The following is a 23802-nucleotide window of genomic DNA, read 5'->3' as shown; positions in this document are numbered from 1 at the left end:
CAGTCGTTTGGTCTCTTGAACTCATAAAAAAACAGAGAGACTCGACATGATCCAATTCAAACGCAAAACTTTGTCACTGGCTGTCGCCGTGACATGTGCAGCCGTAACTGCTGGCGCAATAGCGTCAAGTCACCGAGAAGCACCGAATATCACTCGCCACCCAGCGTTAGATAGCACCGACTTTTATGCTTTCAATAGCTATGAACAAGGCCGTGAAGATTATGTGACTTTCATAGCAAACTATATTCCACTGCAAGATGCTTATGGTGGCCCTAACTACTTTGCAATGGACCCGAATGCGCACTACGCCATTCATATTGATAGCGATGGCGACGCGGTTGAAGACTTAAGCTTTGTTTTTAAGTTTAACAATATGCTTGCTGCCGATAACGAAGGTATCGCCTTGCCTATAGGCCCTGAAGGCGAACAGAAAATGGTGAAAGTACCGCTTAAAAATGTAGGCGGAATCAGCGCAGACGATTCAAGCGCAGCAAACTTCTCAGAAATGTACAGCCTTACTATGGTAAGTGGCGACATGCAGACAGGCACGCGCACTACTCTTACTCCCGCCATGGGCGATATGTTTAAAAAGCCGCTTGATTACATTGGTAATAAAACCTTTACCAGTGAAGCGGAATACGCACGTTATGCTGAAAGCTTCATTTATTCGTTCAGTATCCCTGGATGCGATGACATGGCCAAAGTGTTTGTTGGTCAGCGTAAAGACCCCTTCGTTGTTAACTTAGGCAAAACATTCGACTTGGTAAATTATGTACCTGTTGAGGGCGACAGCGCACCGGGCGCAGGCGATGGTGAAGGTTTTCCTGGCGGTATAACGCAAAGTGCCATGAATGATGACTTAGCCGATAAAAACGTGACAGCGTTATCTATTGAAGTACCTAAGGCGTGTGTTACCGGTGAAGGTAATGGCGTAATTGGTAGCTGGACCACGGCAAGCTTGCCGCAAGCGCGTATCCTAAACCCAGATGCTACTTTTGCGAAACCTGAGACTAATGGTGGTGCGATGACTCAAGTGTCTCGTTTAGGTAACCCGCTAGTAAATGAGCTTGTTATCGGTATTGGCGATAAAGACAAATTCTCTACTTCTCATCCAAGTGCAGACGGTCAATTCGCTGATTATGTAACCCACCCTTCTTTACCAGAACTACTGAACATTCTGTTTAAAGATGCAGTGAATACTACGCTGGGTACGGATATTGAGACGCTTGCGCCGACGAATTTCCCGCGTATGGACTTAGTGACAGCGTTCCTTACAGGTTTCCCAGGCGTTAACCAGCAAGCAACGGTTACAGCATCAGAAATGCTGCGCCTTAACACAGGGATCCCAGCAACGCCAGCCGAATCACAGTCAGCATTTGGTGTTGCAGGCGATGACTTAGCAGGATTCCCAAACGGTCGCCGCCCAGGTGATGACGTGGTTGATATTGCCCTTCGCGTTGTTATGGGCCGCTTGTGCTATCCGATCCCAGTAGCAGGTGAGGATACAGATCTTGGCCTTTGTACACCAGAAGACGCCAGCGTGGGTAATGTACCTTTCACTGATGGTGCACCTGTAGATCCAAGCATGATTGATTCATCGTTTCCTTACCTAAAAACACCACTTGCTGGCTCTGAATAAGGAGATCCATCATGTCTATGAAGATTAGGTTATTTAACAAGAATCCAAATGCCCCCGCGTTTGTTAAGTCGGCTCAAGCCCCTTTGCAGAAACATAAGTTGTGGGTCATTTCTGGATTGGTGCTAGCGCTAACTGGTTGTTTCGATAGTGATGACGATAACGATTATCAAGCGCCAGAAGAAAATGCAGCGCCTGTAGCCGTTGATGAAATGCTAACGACGCAAGCAGATATTGCGTTTGATGGCACGTTGACAGCAACCGATGCCGATGGTGATGCACTTACCTTCGGGCTTGGTGAAAACGGTACGTTAGGTAATGCAGAAGTTAATGCTGATGGCAGCTTTACGTACACACCTAACGCTCAGGTAACGGGTAGCGATAGCTTCACATTCACCGTTTCTGACGGCGTAAATCCAGAAGTTACGGCCACCGTTAGCGTTACGATTGAGGCACAGCAGGTATCGTTCTCTAGCTATACCCGTGATGCCTTTAATCAAGCACCGACCGATGAACCGCTGCCAATTAACGGGCGCGAGTTCACCCAAGATGCTGACGACACCACGTTCGATGATTTATTGATTGGTCAATAACGAACGTTCAGTACCCAGTGTCAACCGTAAGGCCAGGGACGGCTTTTTTAAAGGAAGTTCTGATGAAGTTGATGAGAAGCAGTACTCTCATACTCCCTATAATGAGCGTATTGTCAGCCCTAACAGTCTGTTCGGTATCTGCTCAGTCTGAAAAACTCAATTATGATACCGTCATCGCAACGTGGCAGCCTAGGCAGCTATCCATAGCAAGTATCGACGAAGCGGAAAAAATTTTAACTTCGAGTAGATACCTTCAAGCAAAAGGTGATGAAAGAGAGCGTATTGCTAGGTTCACGAACATAATGCGACAAAAATTCGATTCGTTGAACGCGGGTCAAAAAGAGCGTTTAGTTGTTTTAGAAGCTCGACTACTTCAAGGCATTCATAAGTTCGAACAAGCCAAGCAACACCTTAATCAAATAGCCCGCTTTCGCTCTCCAGCTGCACAGTTATTGCTGGCAGACATAAACGTTCAGCAAGGTAACGCTAAAAAGGCGAAAGAAAACTGTGAAAAGCTGGTAGGGCAAACAAGTTTTTTAATCGCTTTCACGTGTATGGTTAACGCTGATTTTTCACAAAATAAAGACGTAAAATTTTTGAAAAAGCTTAGTGCTTTTGAGACCTACACGAGTACAGTGAGGCCTGCGGAGCGCCAGTGGTTTTATGAAGTACTTGCAGACATGTCGCTTCAACTTGGTAACGCTGAATCCGCGCTTGAGCACTTGTCACAAACAGAATTCGAAAAGCTACCTATAAGCGCAATGTTAGTTTGGGCCGACGCACATTTTGCGTTGAATAACTATAAGGCAGTGAGTTCTGGGTTTAGCAACTCCGTACCCGATATGTTGACAGCCGACGATGGCTTGCTACTTAAATGGGCAATTGCGGAACGAGCGCAAGGTATTGTGCGCTCTGAAGTACAAACTCAACTTGCTAAGAACATGGAAATTCGAGTATGGCGAGAAGACAGTTCTCACGCCGCACAGGTCGCCACTTACTTTTTAGAGATTGAACCTGATTACCCACTGGCGCTTAAATTTGCCGAAATTAACTGGCAATACGCACAGTCATTAGATGACAAAAACCTCCTAGAGCGCGCTCGACAGGCTAATGAAGTATCGACCAATGCCTAATGCTCTCAACCCCTTCAGTAAACGAGTCATGATTAAATTTATCACATTTTTCATCTTCGCCGCCTTCAGCGTTTTCACGCATTCACACGAACTGAGCAACGGCTATTTAACGCTTACAAATGATTCAAATAACACTTTGTCTGGCGAGCTTTTGCTAAAGCCTGAAGATATAGGGCAAGCAGCAGGGCTAGATAGTAATAATGACGGTAATTTGACCTGGGGTGAAGTCAACAGAAACCACACTATGGCGAACGACTATATCCAAAACCACCTAGTGATTCGAGATAGCGAAACGCGATGTACGGTTAGTATTGCTCCCCCTTCTATACGAGATATATCTGCAGAGTCATTACTGGTATACCCGCTGTCGGTAAATTGCGTATATGTAAACGAAGTATCGATACAATACACTGGCATAGTTAGCGATTTTCCCACCCACAAGCTACTCACAACGGTAACGTTAAACGACCACACTAGTGTTTATGTGCTAAGTGATGAACGCTCTTTTATCACTGCTTCTGCTACAGGAAAAAGCTGGATTTCCCAGTTTGGGGAGATGGTTTATCAGGGAATTTGGCACATTTTCATTGGACTAGACCATATACTGTTTTTGGTTGCTACGTTGCTCACCGTTAATCTTTACAGGGAAAATAAGAGCTGGGTGAAAGAGCAAAGCAAAAGGTACATTATAAAAAGTACGGTAATATTAGTAAGCACGTTTACGTTAGCGCACTCGATTACATTAACTGCCACAGCACTGGATTTTATTACGTTAAATAGCCGTATTGTTGAGCTAGGCATTGCTATATCAGTGGCTATAACTGCGCTTAATAACGTGTACCCAGTGATCATGCGTTTAGGGTTTATTACCTTTGGGTTCGGCCTACTCCATGGAATGGGATTTGCGAGCGTGTTTGGCGACCTTAATGCCCAGTCGGGCAGCTTGGTAATGAATGTATTCGCTTTTAATATAGGGGTAGAGCTGGGTCAACTTGCCATAGTTACGCTGCTATTACCCTTACTCATCTTACTTAGACACGTAAGGTTATATTCAAAAGCCATAATGCCAATTGCATCGTCAGTAATCGCGGTAGTAGCGATTAATTGGACGCTTCAGCGTTGGTAAAAGTGTGCGTCCTGTTGATTAATAAGAAATAGATAAAGCCAAATACGCTTTTGAACAATCTTTCGGCACTTAATCACAAAAAGCTTAAAAAGTTGTTGTATAGGCGCGCCGCATCGCTATAATGCCATGCATCAACACCACGTTGATAACCATACACAATGCCAGTGTGATGGAATTGGTAGACATGACGGATTCAAAATCCGTTGCTAGCGATAGCGTGGCGGTTCAAGTCCGCCCACTGGTACCATCTTCTTCGAAAGAAGGAGATACTAAAGCCGACCTTTGCGTCGGTTTTTATTTTTTGATTTCACTAGTTTCAGTGAATGATAATTTATCAAACTCATCTCATAACTGAACCCAAGTTTTAAGTCCCTTTAGCTTTTTCGTTTGCATGCTCCTTTTGGCTCAGATATCTACCTTCTAGGACAAATGCTAATTTTAAGAGCAGTATTATTAGCGCATTGAATAAATGTAGTTGGGGTATTAGTGTACACCACTTCTACAAAGTCACACATGCATAACTTCATGTCTAAAAAAGCCAAGTTGGGAGTAAAGCCGTTTTTTTATCATTAAAGGCTGAACTTAAAAAGAGTAACATTCTGAGGTTGCTCTAAGCTGTCCAGATATCTTACGGGTAGCTTCATTACTAGCCTTTTTCACGGCTTGTACATATATACTTTTTGCATTAACTGGGGTTTCCTTGCTGTTGCCCACCAAGCTAATAACAGTGCTTACCGAACCATCTAAACTAAAAATAGGTGCACTTACAACATTAATGTCTGGCAAGAAATCTTCTTTAAAACAACACAAGTTGCTTTTTTTTATTTCTTCTAGCAATTCGTAGAACATCGCTTTTTTTATAGGCTTACCCATGTAGCGTGGCATAGGTGCAGGGGAATCGTAGTAGTGTTCAACTAGCGTCTTACATCGCAGTTTAGGTAGGTGGGATAAGAAAATACGCCCAGCGGCAGAGGTAAACGGCGACAGCTCTGATCCCAAACGGATATTCACCGCCAAAAAGTGACTGGAGTCTAACCACTTTATCACTAGCGGTACATCACCATTCCAAATGGTTACAGTAATGGTTTTATCTAATTCTTGGTGAAGCTTATCTGCATATTCAAAGGCCACCTGAACGGGGTTTGAATGTTTTAGTGCCGACATACCTAAGCGAATACTGCTGTTTGAAAGCATGTATTTGGCATTGTCTAATTGCGACACATAACCAAGCTTGGTCAAGCTAACCAAGTATTTGTGAAGTCGACTGGGGCTCATTTCTGCCAGCTCAGATAACTTAGTTAGCGAGATAGGGCCGCTGTGCTCAGAGATTAACTCTAAAACCTCAAGCCCTAGTTCTAGAGAGCCAATACCCTTTCGGGTTGCAATTGCTTTGTCGTCATCCATTGTGTTGCTGCCTCTTCATCCAAGTGGGCGTCATGCTACCCCAGCTTCTCACCGCATTACAGCGTAATTAAACCGCAAGATTGGTTTCAATAAATGCGCGATTTTCCTCAAGGGCTTGCGAGTCACCGTAAAATTGCACTTTCCCTTTCACAATAAGAATGTGCTGATCGCACAGCGTCTGCAATACCTTAATGTTTTTATCCACAATAATGGTCGACACACCGGTTTCTTTAATTTTGCGAATAACATCCCAAATTTCTCTGCGAATAAGTGGTGCTAAGCCTTCTGTGGCTTCATCGAGTATCAGTAAATCTGGGTTGGTCAAAAGCGCCCTACCTATAGCTAGCATTTGCTGCTCACCGCCAGAGAGTTGAGTGCCTTTATTGGTTAAGCGCTCTTTTAAACGAGGGAACACCTCAAGCACCTTCGCATAAGTCCAATGCGCTTCACCTCGCGAGTTTTTTCGCGCGGCCATTTGTAAGTGCTCTTTCACAGTTAAGTTGTGAAACATGCCCCGTCCTTCTGGCACATAGGCAATATCGTTGCGCATGCGTTTCCACGTGGGAAGAGCACCAATTTCTTTGCCCTTGTACAAAACAGCGCCACTACGCGGCTTTACGATCCCCAAAATAGATTTCAATGTTGTGGACTTACCCATGCCGTTGCGACCCATAATACTTACGGTCTGCCCTTTTTTAATGGCAAATGATATTCCGTGCAGAATATGGCTTTCTCCGTATAAGGTATGAATGCCTTTTACCTCTAGAATGTTGTCTGTCACGTTAAAATACCTCGTCATCGTTGCCTAGATAGGCTTCTTGAACTAAAGGGTTTGCTCGAATGTTATCTACCACATCGGTGATCAAATGCTGCCCATCCACCATCACGGTCATTAGGTCAGATAGCTCAAAAACGGCATCCATATCGTGCTCTACCAGCACAATGCAGTAGCGCTTTTTCAGCGACTTAAGCAGGTCAATAATGATAAGCGACTCTTCATGGCCCATACCCGCCATTGGTTCATCAAGTAAAAGTACTTGGGGGTCGGTCGCCAATACCATGGCAATTTCTAGCTGACGCTGCTCACCATAACTAATGGCGCTGGCTTTGATATTGGCTTGCTTCAATAGCCCTACCTGTTCAAGGGCATCTTGGGCAATCGCAGTTACATGCTTACTTGAATGCTTCGACTTAAACATATTAAAGCTGCTACCCACTCGTTGCTGGGCGGCAATGCAACAGTTTTCCAAGCATGTGGCATCTTTGAAAATATTGGTTTTTTGAAAACTTCGCCCTATTCCTTTGCGGCAGAACTGATAACTTTTCAGGCCCGTAATATTTTCACCTCGATACAAAATCACACCCTTAGTTGCCGGATACGTACCGCACAATATATTCAGCAGGGTGCTTTTTCCCGCGCCATTAGGACCCACAATACTATGCAGCGATTTGTCGTAAAACTTAATATTAAATTCGTTGAGCGCTTTTAATCCGCCCCAGTGCTTTGAAAGGTTTTCAGCTTGTAAGATACATTCACTCATTTGCGTTTCCCTCCGACTAACTGCTCAGTTAGCCCGGCAATACCACTTTTTAGTAGCAGTACCATTAAGATGATGAGCGAGCCCATCCAAAACATCCAATACTGGGTCATGTGTTCAATGCCGTAGTGCAAGCTCTCATAAATGAATACACCTAGAATTGCCCCAAAAATAGTGCCTAGACCACCTAAAATAGCCATTACTAATGCAGAAGCAGAGACTTCCCAACCCATCATGGTTGGATTAACAAAACCGTATTGAAGCGAGAACAAGTAGCCTGCGTAAGCGGCAAGTGATGAAGACAATACATACGACACTAAACGGAAGTGAAAGATGTTGTAGCCAAGTGCAGTGGCACGCTCAGGGTTTTCTTTTATTGCGTCAATCACACGCCCAAACCGAGAATGCAAACTAACTTTACAAAACACGTAGCAGTTAAATAGCGATAGCAAGCACAGGTAATAGAAGTGGTTCTCGTTATCTAAATCTAAGAAATTTAAACCAAAAATGCTGGTTTCGGGTTTTAGATAAATAAATAACCCGTCTAAGCCGCCGTATTCCGTTGAGTCGGCAAAGAAATAGAATGTCATTTGCGCCAATGCCAGCGTTATCATGATCATATAAATACCGCTAGTTCTTAGCACAATTAAGCCAACAATAAGTGCAATAGCACCACTAGCGGCCATGACATAAAAGGTATACAACCAAAAGTTAACCACTTCGTATTCGGGGAGCATAATGGCAAATAAGTATCCGCCTAAGCCGTAGAACATGGCGTGACCAAGGGTAATAAGGCCAGTTCTTCCCACCAAGTAGTCCAAAGACATAACAAAAATAGACAAAATCAGCATGGTGGAGATTTTGTTTACGTAAAACGTGTTCTCATTGAAAAATAAGGGGATACCCAAGGCAATAAAGAAAAACGCAAAAATAAATACTTTTTCAGCTTTGCTAGAAAATACAGACATCGTACAACCTTAACTTTTGAAAAGCCCTTGTGGTTTAAAAATAAGGATAAGTGCCATTAGCAAGTAAATTGTCATACTCGACATGCCGGGCAACAGCACAGATGCGAACGTATCAACAATGCCTACTAGCAAGGCCGCCACAAAAGCCCCTTTTATTGAGCCCATTCCCCCAATCACCACCACAACAAAGCATGAAATGAGTACGCGTTCGCCCATACCAGGTACTAAACTCACCACAGGCGCAGAAACAATACCGGCCAAGGCAGATAAGGTAACGCCAACGGCGAAAACGACGGTAAATAATGTGCCGATATTCACGCCCAAGTTCTCAACCATTTCTCGGTTAGACTCACCGGCGCGGATCATCATGCCAAGCTTAGTATTGTTGATGACGTAATACATGCCTATGGCAATACCCACACACAATACCGACAGGAACAAGCGATAAACCGGATATTCAACGATATCGGTAATTTGAATAGACGATGACAGCAGCTCAGGTACATCAACCCCCAGAGGGTCGTTACCCCAAATGAAGCTTTGTGCCGCGTTAAAAATAAAGATTAAACCAACCGTTAGCAGTACCTGATCAAGGTGGTCGCGCTTGTATAAATGCACTATTAGAAAGCGCTCAATAATTACGCCTATGACCATAGCAATACTGCAAGCAATGACCACAGCTAACCAAAAGCTGTCTGTCATGGCGGCAAAGTAATACACCAAATAAGCGCCAATCATATACATAGAGCCATGAGCAAGGTTCAAGATACCCATAACGCCAAAAACTAATGTGAGACCTGATGCAACCAAAAACAGTAACAGCCCATACTGAATACCGTTTAGTAATTGCACGAAGAAAAGCGACATTTCCATTTTTATACCTCTATGGGGAAGCCCGTGGGCTTCCCTACTTGCAATAACTTATAAACGACAACCACGTGCTGGGTCATTCAGGTTCGCAGCAGCGGTTTTAACCACCACGTTTTCTCCGTTCTCAACCTTTCTTAAATAGATGTTTTGAATTGGATTGTGCGCCTTAGAGAAATGGAAGCTGCCGCGCGGGCTATCAATTTCAATACCTTCCATTGCCTTTATCAGAGCTTTTTTGTCAGCGGTATTACCCTTGGTTGCTTCCACGGCTTGAATAATCAATTGACCGGCGTCATACCCTTGAACGGCGTATAAGTCAGCAGGCTTGTTGTACAATGACAAATACTCGGCTCTGAACGCTTTGTTCTTAGGGTTATCCAAGGTGTCGGCATAGTGTAGTGTGGTGAATAGGCCGTCAGCGGCTTCACCTTGCGCTTCAATGGTGCCTTCGGTTAGGAAACCAGAACCAATAAGTGGAATTTTGCCTTTAAGCCCCATGGCATCGTAGTCTTTAACAAACTTAACCGAGCCACCACCGGCAAAGAACACAAATACAGCATCAGGCTTTATTGAGGCAATTTCAGTTAGGTAAGACTGAAACTCTGTTTTTGGAAACGGTACGAAAATTTCCTTAACCACTTCGCCACCAGCTGCTTCAAATGATTCTGAAAACGCGGCAAGCGACTCTTTACCAAACCCGTAGTTCCAGCTTAGTGTCACCACCTTTTTATAGCCCATTTCAATGGCTTGGTTACCCATTGGATAAGCAGTTTGCCAAGACGAAAACGACGTGCGGAACACATTCGGCTGACAGAATGCTCCTGTTGCAGCGTTAGCACCTGCATTGGGAATGATCATGATAGAGTCTTTGTTTCTAACCGATTTGATCATGCCCATTGCTACCCCTGAGTGAACTGGGCCAATAATGAAATCGGCATCGTCTTTATCGGTCATTGCAGAGGTTAACTCTGGAGCGCGTGCTGGCTTTGCTTCAGTGTCGCTAATGATGAATTCAACAGGGCGACCGGCAATAGTATTGCCCTTTTCTTTTAGGGCTTGTTTCAGGCCGTTAGTAGCAGCCTCACCCAATCCAGCATAAACACCACTGTATGGCAGCATTACGCCAATTTTTATGGGCGATTCGTCGGCATGTGCAGACATACCTGACAACACACTTGTCGCCATCACACTACTGGCCAAGACGACTTTTCTGAGCGTTTTATTTTTAAATATCATGGTAAGTTACTCGTATTGTGGTAGGTGAATGTTAAAAAGCGTATTTCGCCATTGCTTGAACGCGGCTCATATCGCCGTCGAAACCGTCAACAGTTTCACGCTTTGCGTAGGTATATTCCAAGCCAACCGATAGCGGCTTAGTAATGTTGTAGATGTAGTTAATGCGCGTGCTGTAAACGTCATGTGTGCGCGAGCCCACCATGCCTTCGACGGTGTCTACATCTAATGAAGAGAAGATAAGATTGGTACGAGCGCTTTCGCTCCACAAGTGGCGATAAGCTACAGTAACCGCGGTTGCATCAATGGCATCAAAGTTACCTTCATCGTCTAGGAAGGCACCATTGGCAGCATTTACGCCAACATAACGACCTAAGCCCGAACCACTAGCTACTTGAATGCGAATATCATCGCCATTGCTCAAGTTAATGCGCGATGAAAGCGATAGTGCAATACCCGTGTCTGAGTAATCTTCGCCTTGTGTTTCATAAGCAAGCTGACGCAAGATACCGCCCACTTTCACATGACCCCAGCTGGCTTTCATCGTATAAGTACCAATGAGATCAGGTACAGAATTGTCATCTGTCGTAATTTGCGCGGTAGTGGTAGTGCCAACGGTTGTCTCAGGGTTTTCCAGCGCCACTTCAAAACCGTTATTTGAATAACGAATTTGTGGTTGACGAGTAAAAGCCACACCGTCTGTTGTACCAATAAAATCTACTGATTCAACCAAAGCGCCTAGGTCCATGATAGTTGACCAAGTTTGACCAATTAGCCAGTTGTTGTATTTCAAGTAAGCATGTCGCATACGTGGCGTATAGGAGTTGCTCACTCGCTCATCACCACCAGATGTCAATAGAAAGTCAAATTCAAACACACCGGTAATGACGTCTTCACCGTCTACTGGCGTATTGGTAGTAAATCTGAAACGAGACTGTTTCGCGTGCGCATCAAATCGGCCACCTAGCCCATCGTCTGTGGCGCCCGTTTGTACCAAAGACGGTACGTAAATATCACGTCCAGGGCCAACACCTTCACCGTTTGAGTAGTCGCTATACATTGCGTCAACTTTGATATAACCAGAGAATTTCACCTCGGTGTCAGCTAGGTTCGCTGCCTCTGCGCCATTAGCAAGCGCTAAACCAACCGATAGTGACGAGGCAAGTAGGGGCTTGATGAGTGTTTTTTGTTTTAAAGTATTCATTCAGTTCTCCGTTGTAAATGTGCCAAGCATGTGTGTGATAAACAGAAACAACTGACGTTAAGGCAACCCACCTTTGTAAATTTTGTGTTATGCAATTGTTTCTAAACAGGGAACTTACTGTGAAGATAAATCACAAACCAATACCAAATGAGTGGCTCGCAATACTTAACGGGTATGGCTTTGCGGTATATAGGTTGAACAACAATGCATTGAAAAACATATAAACCATTGTTATTAATTGATAATTACAAGCAGATTTGGAAGAGCATTGATAGCTCTTATAGACAAAAATTACACGCCACAACTTATTCATTATTTATAAATTAATTCACCAATAATTAAAAATGAGCAAACATAAAGGAAAAAAAATAAATAAAAAACCCGCCATTAGGCGGGTCCAAATTGCTTGGGAGCGATGTTACTTTTGTTGCTGGTGTTACTTTTTAAGATAGCGCTGAACAACAATGATAGTGCCGCCAATGACTAGCCCCCAAAACGCGGAGGAAAGCCCTAATAACGACAAATCCGATGCGGTAATAAGAAAGGTACACAACGCCGCTTCTCGATCTGCAGGTTGGCTTAATGCTGTAGAAAGTGACCCTTCCAGCGCCCCCAAAAGTGCAATACCGGCCACCATTGCGATAAACGCAGCAGGAAACGCTTGAATCACACTCACTAGCGCGGCACTAAATAGCCCAAACATAATGTACCACAGCATGGCGACAGCAGAGCCAAAATAGCGTTTTTTAGGGTCGGGGTTGGCATCTGGGCCGGTGCAAATGGCAGCGGTTATTGCAGATAAATTCACCCCATGACATGCCGTTGGCGCAAACAAGATACTCATAAGCCCACTACCTGCAACAATCTGATTTGACGGTGGTGAATACTTGTCTTGCTTTAGTATGGCGATACCAGTAATAAATTGGCCGCTCACAGCAACTAGCATAAGCGGTATTGAAATACTAAATAATGCAGTGAGTGAGAAGCTAGGCATGTACCAATTGGGTGTTGATATTTGCCAGTCAACTTGTTGAAATGACAAATCATAGTTTAAGGCCAGTACCCCTACCCCAATAGCAACGGTAAGCATGATGGCGTAACGCGGCAGCAAGTGACGCAATAAAATATAGCCTGCGAACATCACTAGCCCCAGTAAAGGCGCTTGTGTCATTTTAGAGAAGAGATCCAGAGAGAAGTTAACCAGTATTCCTGCCAACAATGCCGCAGCTAAGGCCAAAGGCAATCGGTTCACTAGTCGCTCAAATGCCCCTGTTACTCCCAATAACAACAAAATGCCACCAGACATAATGTACGCGCCTATCACATCGCTCCACGGCATACCCGGCACTAAGGTGACGAGCAAGGCAGAACCCGGTGCATTCCATGCAAAAAGCAAGGGCATGCGATAGCGCAAGCTAAACCAACCACATAGTAAACCGCTAGCAATAGACATCCCCCAAATCCAAGAAGTCAGTACCTCACTGCTCAAATTCGCCGATTCGGCAACTTGAAACAAGATAACCAGTGGACCTGCATAGCCCATTGTCGAAGCAAGGATCCCCGCTACTGCGGCAGACAACGACCAGTCTTTTAACGGTGGAAAAGAAATGAAAGTAGGCTGATTTTGCATAAGTCACTCCATTGGTTGCCGTGCTACCCGCAAGAAATTGCCTGCGAATAGCACAGCTTGGGAACGCGGTTTACTTAAACTACATATTTCCGTTTGAGATGCGTGTAGTAGGTATAACAGAACGAGTAAACAGTGATGTTACACGCTTTGTAAATTAAGCGTTTTCAACAACGTTAGGTTGTACACCGCTTATATGTTTTGCGCTACTGGCGCGATGTTGGTGAAAATAAAATATCCCCATGGCAAGCGCACAAATAATGCCTGGAATAGCAAACACCATGAAATTAAGGTGTAGTTCAAGCTGTTCTGACAATAAATAGCCACCCAGTAAGGGTCCTACGATAGCGCCGTTTCTGCCAATCCCCGATGCCCAACCAAGGCCGGTAGAACGAATGTGTAACGGATAGTACTGCGCTGCACAGGCATATAAGAGTATTTGACTACCTATTGTTGCAGCACCCGCCACAGCAATAGCCGAATAGCGCACAAAGCTTGGTATATCTAAGCCCATAAGGGTGATTGATACCGCAGCAGCAATAAAGAAGAAGGTGAGTACTTTAGGCAAATTAGAACGATCGCCAAGCCACCCGCCATAAATAGCACCAGCAATAGCACCAACGTTAAGCACTAGTAAGAATTGTAAACTAGACCCCAACGAGAACCCTGCATTATTCATCAGTTTAGGTAACCAAGACGTTAATGCGTATACCATCAGTAAGCAGCAAAAGAACGCACACCACAACAAAATAGAAGGCAACGCATTTTGACCGTTAAAGAGTTGCTTAACGCCAAAATGGCTTGGTGCTACTACACTATCGTCTTCCTCGCCCTTGAGAGACACATCTGTATTTGAAGGTGCAATTCGCGAGATGATTTTCTTGGCGGTGTCTCTTTTTCCCTGACGAATGAGAAACGCCAGTGATTCAGGTAAAAAGGCAAGAATTAAAGGAAGTAACACGAGGGGTAAAATAGCCACATAGAAAACCGATTGCCACCCCCACTGTGGAATCATTTGCATGCCTAACCAAGCCGCCATCATACCACCGACAGAATAGCCACTAAACATAATGGCCACCAGAGTTCCGCGCATTTTTTTAGGCGAATACTCGTTCATAAGCGCAACTACATTAGGCATAACTCCACCAATGCCTAGCCCGGCAATAAAGCGGCATATACCAAACTCGGTCACATTGGACGCAAAAGCATTGATGAAGGTAAAACCACTAAACAGTGCAATACAGATAGCAATAGACAAGCGACGCCCGATGCGATCTGCCAATTGTCCAAAAACAATTGCCCCAATCATCATTCCAAATAACGCATAGCTACCCAACGCGCCTGCCTGTACAGGTGTTAATGACCACTGTTCCATTAATACAGGTAGCACTACGCCGTACACAACTAAGTCGTAGCCGTCGAATATAATAATCAGTGCGCACAGCAGTAACGTGCGCAAATGAAAGCGGTTAAATTTTGCATTGTTTATTAATGCGGTTAATGCATTACTCATAACTCTTTTCTCATAAAGAAAGCCGCTTAAAAGCGGCTTTTTATTCTTGTTTTTTACCCACAATCTCCACCAGCAACAGGCAAAATAGTTCCTGTAATATAGCTGGCTTCATCTGAAGCTAAATACAAAATGGCAGATGCTTGTTCATCTAGGGTGCCGTAACGAGACATAAAACTGGTATCAATGGTCTGATCGACAATTTGCTGATACCAAATTTTTTCCTGCTCACTTTGTGTAGACTCGTTGCGCGGAATAATGCGCTGAGGCGCGTCGGTTCCACCTGGTGCCGTGGCATTCACACGAATATTGTGCTGCGCGTACTCAAAGGCGAGTGACACTGTCAGTGCATTCACGCCCCCTTTTGCCGCGGCATAAGGCGCGCGGTTTACACCACGAGTAGCAACCGAAGACACGTTCACTATGGCGCCTTTTCCGTTGTCTAACATGGCCGGTAATACTGCGCGACAACACCACAACGTGGGGAACAACGAGCGACGAACTTCTTTTTCAATTTCGTCAGCTTGATAATGCTCGTAGGGTTTGGCCCAAATGGTCCCCCCCACATTATTGATAAGCTTATCGATTCGCCCAAAATGCGCCGATGCCGTATTCATAGCATTAAGCGCACCTTCATAGGTTTCTAAATCAGCCTCTACAGCAATAACATCCGCACCGTTTTCATTGAGTGACTGGGCAATCTGTTGAACATGCGCTGAGCGGTCAACCAATACCAACTTAGCTCCCTCAATAGAGGCTCGTTGTGCAACGCGAAGGCCAATGCCTTGCGCTGCGCCAGTAACTACGATGACCTGCTCATCGAAGCGCAAACTCATGCGGCTTCCTCTTTAGGCTGGCTGGGGTTAAATTTTTCGTAGTGGAACGAATATGGATTTGTGCCCGCATCTTTAAAGTATTGACGCACGGCATCAACCATCGGCGGAGGTCCACATAAATATGCATCGGCATCAGCAAGTGCAAATGGAACACTTTCCATATGATCAGTAACAAAACCCAACTTCTCATGTGCGCTATCTGGGTTAACTACGACAGTGGCGTAGCTAAAGTTGTCTAATGCCTCGGCATATTCTTGTAAGGCTTCAAGCTTCACCAAGTCATCCACATTAGTCACACCGTAGAGTAAATACACAGGTTGACTTGTTGGAGCCTGCACAAGCGACGCAAGCATAGAAAGAATAGGTGCAAGCCCTGTTCCGCCTGCTAGCATAAGTACTGGGCGCTCTACTGCGCGCAAGTAAAAGCTACCTAGTGGACCGGTTACGGGAAGCACATCTCCAGCACTTGCGTCTTTGCTCAAGTAAGTACTCATTAGGCCATTAGGCACATTGCGGATAAGGAAGCTTGCATCTTTGCTTCCCGGGCAAGAGCTAAATGAATACGCTCGGGTCTCATCTGAGTTTGGCAGCCCCAAGTTAATATATTGACCAGGCAAGAAATCAAGTGGCGCAGACAAAGCGACATTTAATTCAATGGTGGTATCTGACAATGCATTTACACTGGTAATGGTGCTTGTAATGCTTTGCGGGCCTGATGCGCAGAGTGAAGAGGATGCAGGAATAGAAATCACCACATCTGATTGAGGTTGCATCTGACAGGTAAGAATTAGCCCATCAGCAGCTTCATCGTCGGTTAACGCTTCATCGATATATTCATCACCTAATTCGTAAGTACCTTGCTTGCAGCTACCTTTACAGGTTCCACAAACACCATCAGAGCAGTCCATTGGCAGTTTCACTTGATGGCGATAGGCGGCGTCGAGTACTGTCTCGCCATCATTACACTCGATAACACGCGTTACACCGTCTTCGAAATTAAGAGCTACTTTGAAAGACATAATAATTCTCCGTCTTTACAGGTGATATACATCAATAACCTGATTGATGTAATCATTATTCAAAATCACTTTTTTACGCGTAATAACTGGCGTTTCGCCACTGATATCCAACGAACAAAACACAGTTCCAAAAAAGTGTGATGTCTCGCGATAGCGATGGCTTAGCGTATTGAAGTTGTAGCGGATTTCCGCTGTTGTCTCGTCTTGGTTCAGTACTTCTAAATTACTACATTGATGCGTGGTTCTCGGCTCAGGCATACTCGCGCCAGAACGCTCAGTCTTGATGCGGTATACTCTGTCTTCCAAACCATTGCGATTGGGGTAATAAATGAGTGAAATTTCTTTATGAGGATCGTTGGTTAATTGATCATCATCATCCCATGCTGGCATCCAATATTCGCACTTTGGGTGATAACACATTAGCCAGTCATCCCATTGACGGTCGTCAAGTAACCGCGCCTCGCGAAATACAAAGGTCTGAATTTCGTGATAAGTCATAGCTTCCACCTCTTAATCTTTTTGTATGACTGGAATATGACTGGCTCTTTCTAGCTCAATCGCATTTAACATTTCTTCAATCCAGTGTTTGTGGTGATGAACATATAACCCTTCGTCTTCTGGTTTGACACCTGAAGCTATAGTGTCCATACCAACGCCTTTGGCATAGTCGTCTGGGCCTTCCCTCCAATGAGCAGCACCGCGACTCATATCATTCCATCTCATATCACGCGCTTCGTAGCCCTGCTGACAACCTCTGAACTCTTCTAGATCATCCGGTGTTCCCATGCCAGATACGTTAAAGAAATCTTCATATTGACGAAGGCGCTTTTGACGATTTTCAGCAGATTCACTCTTAGGCGCGAAGCAGTAAATAGACACTTCCGTCTTATTCACAGAAATAGGTCGAAGTACGCGAATTTGCGTTGAAAATTGGTCCATCACGTAAACGTTAGGGTACAAACACAAATTGCGCGTTTGATTCACAATGGTGTCAGCTCTTGCCTCACCAACTTCTTGTTTTAGGCGTCCAAGTTGATTATAGATAGGACGTGCTGCTGGATTTGTTAAACGAGTCCATAACATCATATGACCGTTTTCAAAAGAATAGAAACCACCTTCGCCCGACCAGCTTTTTGCATCAACCGCTTCAGTCCCGCCGTCCTCATAGTTGCGGTGACTCATCGTTGATAAGTAGTTCCAGTGAACGGTTCCAACATGATAGCCATCGGCGCCGTTTTCAGCAGTTAGCTTCCAGTTTCCTTCGTAGGTGTACGTTGAAGTACCACGAATCACTTCGATACCTTCTGGGTCTTGATCCACAATGTTGTCGATAACCTTCGTGGTTTCACCTAAATATTGCTCCAACGGAAATACATCGGCATTCAAACTACCGAACAAAAAGCCGCGATAGGATTCGAAACGTGCAATGTGCTTAAGGTCATGAGAGCCATCTGTGTTGAACGACTCAGGGTAACCACCTTTCTTCTGATCACGCGCTTTTAAAAGTCTGCCTGAGTTGTTAAATGTCCAACCGTGGAAGGGGCAAGTAAAAGACGTTTTGTTACCGCGCTTACGACGACACAGTGTGGCACCGCGGTGCGAGCACGTATTTAAAATGGCATTTAGGTCGCCGTCTTTGTTGCGCGTAATAACAACCGGCTGGCGACCAATTGTAGTAGTGTAATAGTCACCGATTTCGGGAATTTGGCTTTCATGTGCCAAAAATACCCAGTTGCCTTCAAAGATGTGTTTAATTTCTAAGTCAAACAAGTCTTTGTCGGTAAAGATCCCACGGTCACAGCGATAATGTCCCGTCTCTTCATCGGCCTCAACGGCACCACGGATCTTCTGTTCTAGTTGATTCAATGTTGCTGACATAATTTATCTCCCGAAGGTAGCAGGCTTACGCCTGCTCCACAGTTGCACGGGCACGAGCATGCTTGTCTTGCTTCTCGTCGTTCTTCGTTGCCATTAATGTGATGTTGAATTCCACATCAAGGTAGTTGTCTTTGAAGCCCATGGCTTCAATTTGCTCTGGCTCAGATACACTTTTTGCTTCAACAACCAATTCGTCACGCGTTGCGAAAGCAAAATCGTCATAGGTGTATTCATCACCGGCTAAGTTAATTTGCGTAGTAAGGTGCTTAAAGCCGTCTTTGGCTACAAAGTAGTGAATATGTGCTGGGCGATTACCATGACGGCCAAGGCTTTCTAGCACTTTCATCGTTGAACCACCTGGAGGGCAACCGTAGCCGCTAGGTACAATACTGCGTGCGCGATAACAGCCTTGCTCATCAGCTATGATGCGGCGACGTAAATTAAACGGAGTTTGAGAAGGATCAAAATGTGAGTAAGCACCTTTCACGTCTGCATGCCAGATATCAACGACTGCGCCTGCAATCGGGTTGCCTTCTTCATCAACAACCTGACCGTGTAGCCACATTTCTTGGCCAGGAGACTGACCATCATCCATTCTTGCTTCGCCTTCACTTGTAGGCGCGCCTTCGACATACAACGGACCTTCAATAGTACGTGGAGTACCGCCTAGCTCACCAATAGCAGCGTCTTTGGCGTCTTCACGAACATCAAGAAAATGATCAAAACCTAAACCTGGAGCAAGCAGCACGGCTTCGCCATTAGCACCTAATTCATTTAGGTAGTTAACGCCTTGCCAAAACTCTTCTTGTGTAATGTCGAGGTCTTCAATCATCTTAAACACGTCAGTTAGCAAGCGGTGCATAATTTCTTTAGTGCGAGGATTGCCTTTGTCGTTGTCTAGGCCAGCGGCACGCTTAAGTAACGTTTGAACATGTTCAGTTTGTAAAGTATTGATAGTAGTCATAGTCTTAGTCTCCGCGCTGCAATGCAGCGAGTTTTTGCCTGTTAGTCTTTTATTTGATTGATGAAGGGTGCTGACACAAAGGCGTCACACTCATCGTCATAAAGGGGTACAGCGGTAAGCCCATTAGTACGTCGTGTAAATGCTGGTTATCCTTCACCTCAAATATGCTCACATTGGCGTATTGACCAGCCACTCGCCAAAGGTGTACCCAAATGCCTTCTTCCTGCAGTCCTTCGGCATAGTTTTTTTCTTTCAACTTAATTGCATTAAATTCTTCTTCGCTCAGATGTGCTGGCGGTATCACAGTCATTTCAACTTTGAATAACATATTTGCTCCTTACTTCGCCTTGCGGATGTATTGGCGTAATTTGTCCTCATCGATTTCGAGCCCTAGCCCGGCTGTCGTAGGAACTTCAACGCCAAAGTTGTGATAATTTAGAGGGGATTTAACGATGTCATCGCACTGCAGAAGTGGGCCAAACATCTCTGTTCCAAATTCAATAACAGGTAGAGTCGACCATGCATGTAACGCGGCAGTGGTACCCACAGTGCCTTCGAGCAGCGTACCGCCATATAGCCCAATACCTGCCGCGTTGCACACAGCAGCCACATCAAGTGCACCAAACAGTCCGCCTGCTTTGCCTATCTTAAGGGCCACTGAGCCTGTGAAGCCTTGCTGAGCCAACAAAAGGGTATCTGTGCTATCAGCAATAGATTCATCAGCCAAAATGCCGATGTTAAATTTCTTAGACAGACGGACAAGGCTGGCAAAATCTTTTGCAGGAGTCGGTTGCTCTACTAAATCAATACCGGCTTCTTGTAGTGCAGCCATACCATAAGTAGCTTGAGACTCGCTCCACGCTTGATTAACATCAACCCGAATGCTTACGTCATCGCCTAACGCTGCTTTGATCTTGCCCACATGCGCTACATCGTCACGTACCGAACGAGAGCCGATTTTCAGTTTGAAAATGTTATGACGCTTTTCGGCTACCAGGCCTTTCGCTTCTTCAATGTCTTTTTCGGTATTGCCTGAGGCCAATACCCAAAGACAAGACAAATGATTATTGCAAGAACCACCGAGTAAGGTTGAAACTGGCACGCCAAGTTGTTTACCAAGTAAATCAAGCAGGGCCGTTTGCACCGCAGACTTGGCAATAGGGTTGCCTCTAAAAGCAAGTTGTAACTTGTTAATTAATGCTTTAGGGCTGGCAACTGACTGTCCAATCAAATAAGGTGCTAAATAAGTATCAATGTTGGTTTTGATACTTTCTGGGCTCTCAGCGCCGTACGCAAGACCACCTATTGTTGTACCTTCGCCAATACCTTCAAGGCCGTTGTCGTCGGTAATTCTTACGATAACCATCGACTGAACCGCCATAGATGTCATGGACAATTTGTGTGGTCGTATCGTAGGAATATCGACAATGTAAGTTTGAATTTGTGATATCATGAAAATGTTAATTTTGTGTTGCCAGTAAATGTCTGCGTGTAACCTACAAATATTTTTTGTTAACAACCAATATTGATTTAGTTAGTATCGATACCTAGGAGGTATGGTGGAGTTAAGGCATTTACGCTACTTTTGTGCGGTAGCGGAAGAAAAGAACATGACCAGAGCGGCCGAAAAGATATTCATGGCCCAGCCACCTTTAACAAGACAAATCAAACAGTTAGAGGAAGAGGTTGGCGTTCAACTCATTCAACGAGAAGCCCGTGGCATTACCCTAACCCCCGCTGGCGAATACTTCTGGAAACAGGCTCAACTCATACTTGAAAAGTTAGCTTCATGTGTTGAAGAAAGTCGGCGAATTGATGCAGGAAAAAAGCGAATTTTCAGAATTGGCTTTGTTCCATCCATTTTTTACGGGCAACTTCCTCAGCTTGTTAGGCGATTAAGACAGCAGCACAAAGTGGATGTTGAACTGCACGAAATGAAAACTGGTGAACAAATAGAAGCCCTCAAGTCAGGTAAAATTGATATGGGTTTTGGTCGGGTTGTGATGCCATCACTAGAAGCCGATGTGACACAGAAGTTGTTGTTCAGCGAGCCTATCCTTGCCGCTCTACCTATCCATCATCCACTTGCTAATGACGATGTTGATATGGCAGAGCTCGCAACACTGCCGTTAATTACTTACCCAGGTGGTAAGCCTCCAACGTTCGCTAACATCTGTTTGGATCTGTTTGCCAGTCGCGGGTTGAGAGTCAGAGTTGCCCAACAAGTTAATGATATAGGTACTGCACTGGGTCTTGTTGCCTCAGATATGGGCTTCACCCTTGTGCCTGAACAAGTGATGCGCATGAATAGAGATGGTGTAGCGTTTGTTCGGCTTAAAGACGACGGCATAAACAGCCCGGTGTTTCTCAGTAAACGTGAGGAAGCCGAAGATGACATTATGGCTGCGGCCATGGTGATATTAGATGAGTTGGTGCAAAACCGAATAGAAGGTCGCTACCCCTAAAAGGGGTTAGCGCAGATCTTGTTTTATTTGTTCAGCAGCATGCTTAAGTACTGGAATACAATGCTCGGTGATGGTCTCTAAGCTCACCCTTAATGCATTGGTACTTAAGTTCATCGCCCCCAGCAATTCACCTTTGCCACTAAATACAGGTACAGCAACCGAGCGCAACCCTGCTTCAAGCTCTTGATCAACAATACTAAAACCTTGTTGCTTAACCTTAATCAGTTCCTGTTCTAACGCCTGTGCAGTGGTAATACTCTTCTCAGTGTGTGGGTGTAACTGTGCTTCATTCACCCATGCTGTTAACTCTGAAGCGTCAAGATGTGCTGCAAGTACTCGTCCCATTGACGTATACGGTGCAGGCAGTCGAGTGCCCGTTGTTATGTTAATCGACATAAGACGATGTGATGCCGGAGAACGCGCCACGTACACCACTGACTGTCCATCTAACTTCCCAAGAGACGCCGACTCCCCTAATTCTGCGGTAATCGATTTAAGATAATGCTCAACCACTGCTATATAACCATTGCTGCTGGTATAAGCTTGCCCTAACGACAGCACTTTAGGTGCCAAGGCGAAGAGTCGCCCCTCGCGACGGATATAGCCAAGAGAATGCAATGTAAGCAAAAACCGACGGGCTTTAGCCCTATCAATTCCCATTTTTTCAGCTACTTGCGATAAGGTCATCTCTTTGTTTTGACCATCAAACGCCCCTAACACCTCTAGTCCGGTAGCAAGCGCGCTTATGTAATCGCGATGGGTTGACGGTATTTTTTCTTCACTCATGCACTTTGTCTCTTGTTGGTTCTTGCGAATTATTTCTTATTGTTTAACGAAGTGCCAGTTCTCTTATGAATTCAGCAACATAAATTGGTTTGACTGATCGTCCTAGCAATTTTTTAACATTTATTACTTGACCTAAACAATCAAAATTATTAATTTGTTCGCATTATGAATCAACATTCGTATTGCGAACTTTTATTATGACACTATTTACATCACTTTCAAAAGCTATTGAAGATGGCGTTAAGGACGGCGACATCGTTGCATTAGAGGGATTTACTCACCTTATTCCTTTCGCCGCAGGGCATGAAATTATTCGCCAAGGACGCCGCAATCTCACATTGGTAAGAATGACCCCTGATCTTATCTACGATCAGCTAGTCGGTGCTGGGTGTGTGAGCAAACTTGTGTTTTCATGGGGAGGAAACCCAGGTGTAGGTTCTTTACACCGCGTACGTGACGCCATTGAGCACGGCTATCCGGCTCCGCTTGAAATTGAAGAGCACAGTCACGCAGCAATGGCGAATGCTTATGAAGCGGGCGCATCGGGCTTACCCATGGCGGTATTCAGAGGTTATGTAGGTAGTGATCTGCAGCACGTGAACCCCAACATCAAAACCGTTACTTGCCCATTTACTGGCGAAGCGCTTGCAGCGGTGCCATCTATTAAACCCGATGTGGGCATAGTCCATGCGCAAAAAGCAGACCGCGCAGGAAACGTACTCATTGAAGGTATTTTGGGGGTTCAAAAGGAAGTTGTGCTCTCTTCTCGCTACAGCATCGTCACCGTCGAAGAAATTGTGGACGACTTGGAAGCAAGTCCAAATAGCTGTGTACTTCCCGCTTGGACTATCAACGCCATTGCCACCGTACCGTTTGGCGCTAAACCGTCTTATACACATGGTTACTACCCGCGCGACAACAGTTACTACAAGAGGTGGGACAGCATAAGCCGAGATCGCGAGCCATTTTTAAAGTGGCTAGATGAAGAAGTATTTCAAGCAGGAGAATAATC

At 44.9% G+C, this 23802-nt stretch carries 23 protein-coding genes and 1 tRNA gene; 7 read left to right on the top strand and 17 right to left on the bottom strand.

The window, feature by feature from the left end:
• Positions 1-46 precede the first annotated feature (46 nt).
• The 5 genes from BZA03_RS05075 to BZA03_RS05055 all read left to right on the top strand — a co-directional run bounded on the left by BZA03_RS05075 (position 47) and on the right by BZA03_RS05055 (position 4735).
• A complete protein-coding gene (locus tag BZA03_RS05075) occupies positions 47-1639 on the top strand; it encodes a DUF4331 domain-containing protein (RefSeq protein ID WP_110288157.1) in 1593 nt (530 codons plus the stop codon).
• An 11-nt stretch (positions 1640-1650) separates the two neighbouring features.
• On the top strand, positions 1651-2229 hold the full coding sequence (locus tag BZA03_RS05070) for an Ig-like domain-containing protein (protein ID WP_069944845.1): 579 nt from the start codon (positions 1651-1653) through the stop codon (positions 2227-2229).
• A gap of 62 nt (positions 2230-2291) precedes the next feature.
• A complete protein-coding gene (locus tag BZA03_RS05065; RefSeq protein ID WP_110288156.1) occupies positions 2292-3362 on the top strand; it encodes a hypothetical protein in 1071 nt (356 codons plus the stop codon).
• Positions 3355-4488: a HupE/UreJ family protein gene (locus BZA03_RS05060; RefSeq protein ID WP_110288155.1), complete on the top strand. Its 1134-nt coding sequence runs from the start codon at positions 3355-3357 to the stop codon at positions 4486-4488. Before BZA03_RS05065 ends, BZA03_RS05060 begins: the two co-directional genes overlap by 8 nt.
• Positions 4489-4648: 160 nt before the next feature.
• A tRNA-Leu gene (locus tag BZA03_RS05055) sits at positions 4649-4735 on the top strand.
• Between the two features lie 335 nt (positions 4736-5070).
• Here the strand turns inward: BZA03_RS05055 and BZA03_RS05050 are convergent.
• From BZA03_RS05050 to BZA03_RS04975, 16 genes are all read right to left on the bottom strand, one after another.
• The gene (locus BZA03_RS05050) at positions 5071-5892 is read right to left on the bottom strand and encodes an IclR family transcriptional regulator (RefSeq protein ID WP_014977303.1); all 822 of its coding nucleotides are present in this window, start codon (positions 5890-5892) and stop codon (positions 5071-5073) included.
• A gap of 67 nt (positions 5893-5959) precedes the next feature.
• On the bottom strand, positions 5960-6673 hold the full coding sequence (locus tag BZA03_RS05045; RefSeq protein WP_014977304.1) for an ABC transporter ATP-binding protein: 714 nt from the start codon (positions 6671-6673) through the stop codon (positions 5960-5962).
• A 1-nt stretch (position 6674) separates the two neighbouring features.
• A complete protein-coding gene (locus tag BZA03_RS05040) occupies positions 6675-7433 on the bottom strand; it encodes an ABC transporter ATP-binding protein (RefSeq protein WP_110288153.1) in 759 nt (252 codons plus the stop codon).
• Positions 7430-8398, bottom strand: coding sequence for a branched-chain amino acid ABC transporter permease (locus tag BZA03_RS05035; RefSeq protein WP_110288152.1), 969 nt, complete (start codon positions 8396-8398; stop codon positions 7430-7432). Before BZA03_RS05035 ends, BZA03_RS05040 begins: the two co-directional genes overlap by 4 nt.
• Before the next feature lie 9 nt (positions 8399-8407).
• Positions 8408-9271, bottom strand: coding sequence for a branched-chain amino acid ABC transporter permease (locus tag BZA03_RS05030; RefSeq protein ID WP_110288151.1), 864 nt, complete (start codon positions 9269-9271; stop codon positions 8408-8410).
• A gap of 48 nt (positions 9272-9319) precedes the next feature.
• The gene (locus tag BZA03_RS05025; RefSeq protein WP_110288150.1) at positions 9320-10504 is read right to left on the bottom strand and encodes an ABC transporter substrate-binding protein; all 1185 of its coding nucleotides are present in this window, start codon (positions 10502-10504) and stop codon (positions 9320-9322) included.
• Between the two features lie 31 nt (positions 10505-10535).
• Positions 10536-11705, bottom strand: coding sequence for a DcaP family trimeric outer membrane transporter (locus BZA03_RS05020; protein WP_014977309.1), 1170 nt, complete (start codon positions 11703-11705; stop codon positions 10536-10538).
• Between the two features lie 436 nt (positions 11706-12141).
• Entirely contained in the window at positions 12142-13335 is a 1194-nt protein-coding gene (locus tag BZA03_RS05015) for a benzoate/H(+) symporter BenE family transporter (protein ID WP_110288149.1), read from the bottom strand.
• A 154-nt stretch (positions 13336-13489) separates the two neighbouring features.
• Positions 13490-14845, bottom strand: coding sequence for an MFS transporter (locus BZA03_RS05010; RefSeq protein WP_110288350.1), 1356 nt, complete (start codon positions 14843-14845; stop codon positions 13490-13492).
• Between the two features lie 53 nt (positions 14846-14898).
• Positions 14899-15678, bottom strand: coding sequence for a 1,6-dihydroxycyclohexa-2,4-diene-1-carboxylate dehydrogenase (locus BZA03_RS05005; RefSeq protein ID WP_014977312.1), 780 nt, complete (start codon positions 15676-15678; stop codon positions 14899-14901).
• Positions 15675-16697: a benzoate 1,2-dioxygenase electron transfer component BenC gene (gene benC, locus BZA03_RS05000; protein WP_014977313.1), complete on the bottom strand. Its 1023-nt coding sequence runs from the start codon at positions 16695-16697 to the stop codon at positions 15675-15677. Before benC ends, BZA03_RS05005 begins: the two co-directional genes overlap by 4 nt.
• 15 nt (positions 16698-16712) lie before the next feature.
• Complete coding sequence (gene benB, locus BZA03_RS04995; protein WP_014977314.1) at positions 16713-17195, bottom strand: benzoate 1,2-dioxygenase small subunit; 483 nt, start codon at positions 17193-17195, stop codon at positions 16713-16715.
• Positions 17196-17207: 12 nt separating this feature from the next.
• Positions 17208-18575, bottom strand: coding sequence for a Rieske 2Fe-2S domain-containing protein (locus tag BZA03_RS04990; RefSeq protein ID WP_110288148.1), 1368 nt, complete (start codon positions 18573-18575; stop codon positions 17208-17210).
• A gap of 25 nt (positions 18576-18600) precedes the next feature.
• Positions 18601-19539: a catechol 1,2-dioxygenase gene (catA, locus tag BZA03_RS04985; protein WP_014977316.1), complete on the bottom strand. Its 939-nt coding sequence runs from the start codon at positions 19537-19539 to the stop codon at positions 18601-18603.
• 49 nt (positions 19540-19588) lie between these two features.
• On the bottom strand, positions 19589-19867 hold the full coding sequence (locus BZA03_RS04980) for a muconolactone Delta-isomerase family protein (protein ID WP_014977317.1): 279 nt from the start codon (positions 19865-19867) through the stop codon (positions 19589-19591).
• A gap of 9 nt (positions 19868-19876) precedes the next feature.
• Positions 19877-20992 carry a muconate/chloromuconate family cycloisomerase gene (locus tag BZA03_RS04975; protein WP_110288349.1) on the bottom strand — a complete coding sequence of 372 codons (1116 nt, stop codon included), beginning with the start codon at positions 20990-20992 and terminating at the stop codon, positions 19877-19879.
• Positions 20993-21095: 103 nt separating this feature from the next.
• On the opposite strand from BZA03_RS04975, the gene BZA03_RS04970 reads away from it, so the two are divergent.
• A complete protein-coding gene (locus BZA03_RS04970) occupies positions 21096-22004 on the top strand; it encodes a LysR family transcriptional regulator (protein WP_220018906.1) in 909 nt (302 codons plus the stop codon).
• 6 nt (positions 22005-22010) lie between these two features.
• Here the strand turns inward: BZA03_RS04970 and BZA03_RS04965 are convergent, their stop codons facing one another.
• Positions 22011-22790, bottom strand: coding sequence for an IclR family transcriptional regulator C-terminal domain-containing protein (locus BZA03_RS04965; protein WP_014977320.1), 780 nt, complete (start codon positions 22788-22790; stop codon positions 22011-22013).
• A gap of 197 nt (positions 22791-22987) precedes the next feature.
• Between BZA03_RS04965 and BZA03_RS04960 the strand changes: the two genes are divergently transcribed.
• On the top strand, positions 22988-23800 hold the full coding sequence (locus BZA03_RS04960; protein WP_110288146.1) for a CoA transferase subunit A: 813 nt from the start codon (positions 22988-22990) through the stop codon (positions 23798-23800).
• Positions 23801-23802: the final 2 nt, after the last annotated feature.

The sequence above is a fragment of the Alteromonas sp. I10 genome, assembly GCF_003201515.1.
GTDB lineage: Bacteria > Pseudomonadota > Gammaproteobacteria > Enterobacterales > Alteromonadaceae > Alteromonas > Alteromonas macleodii.
Note: the sequence above shows the minus strand (reverse complement) of the source record. Positions and strands in the feature narration are given on the sequence as shown.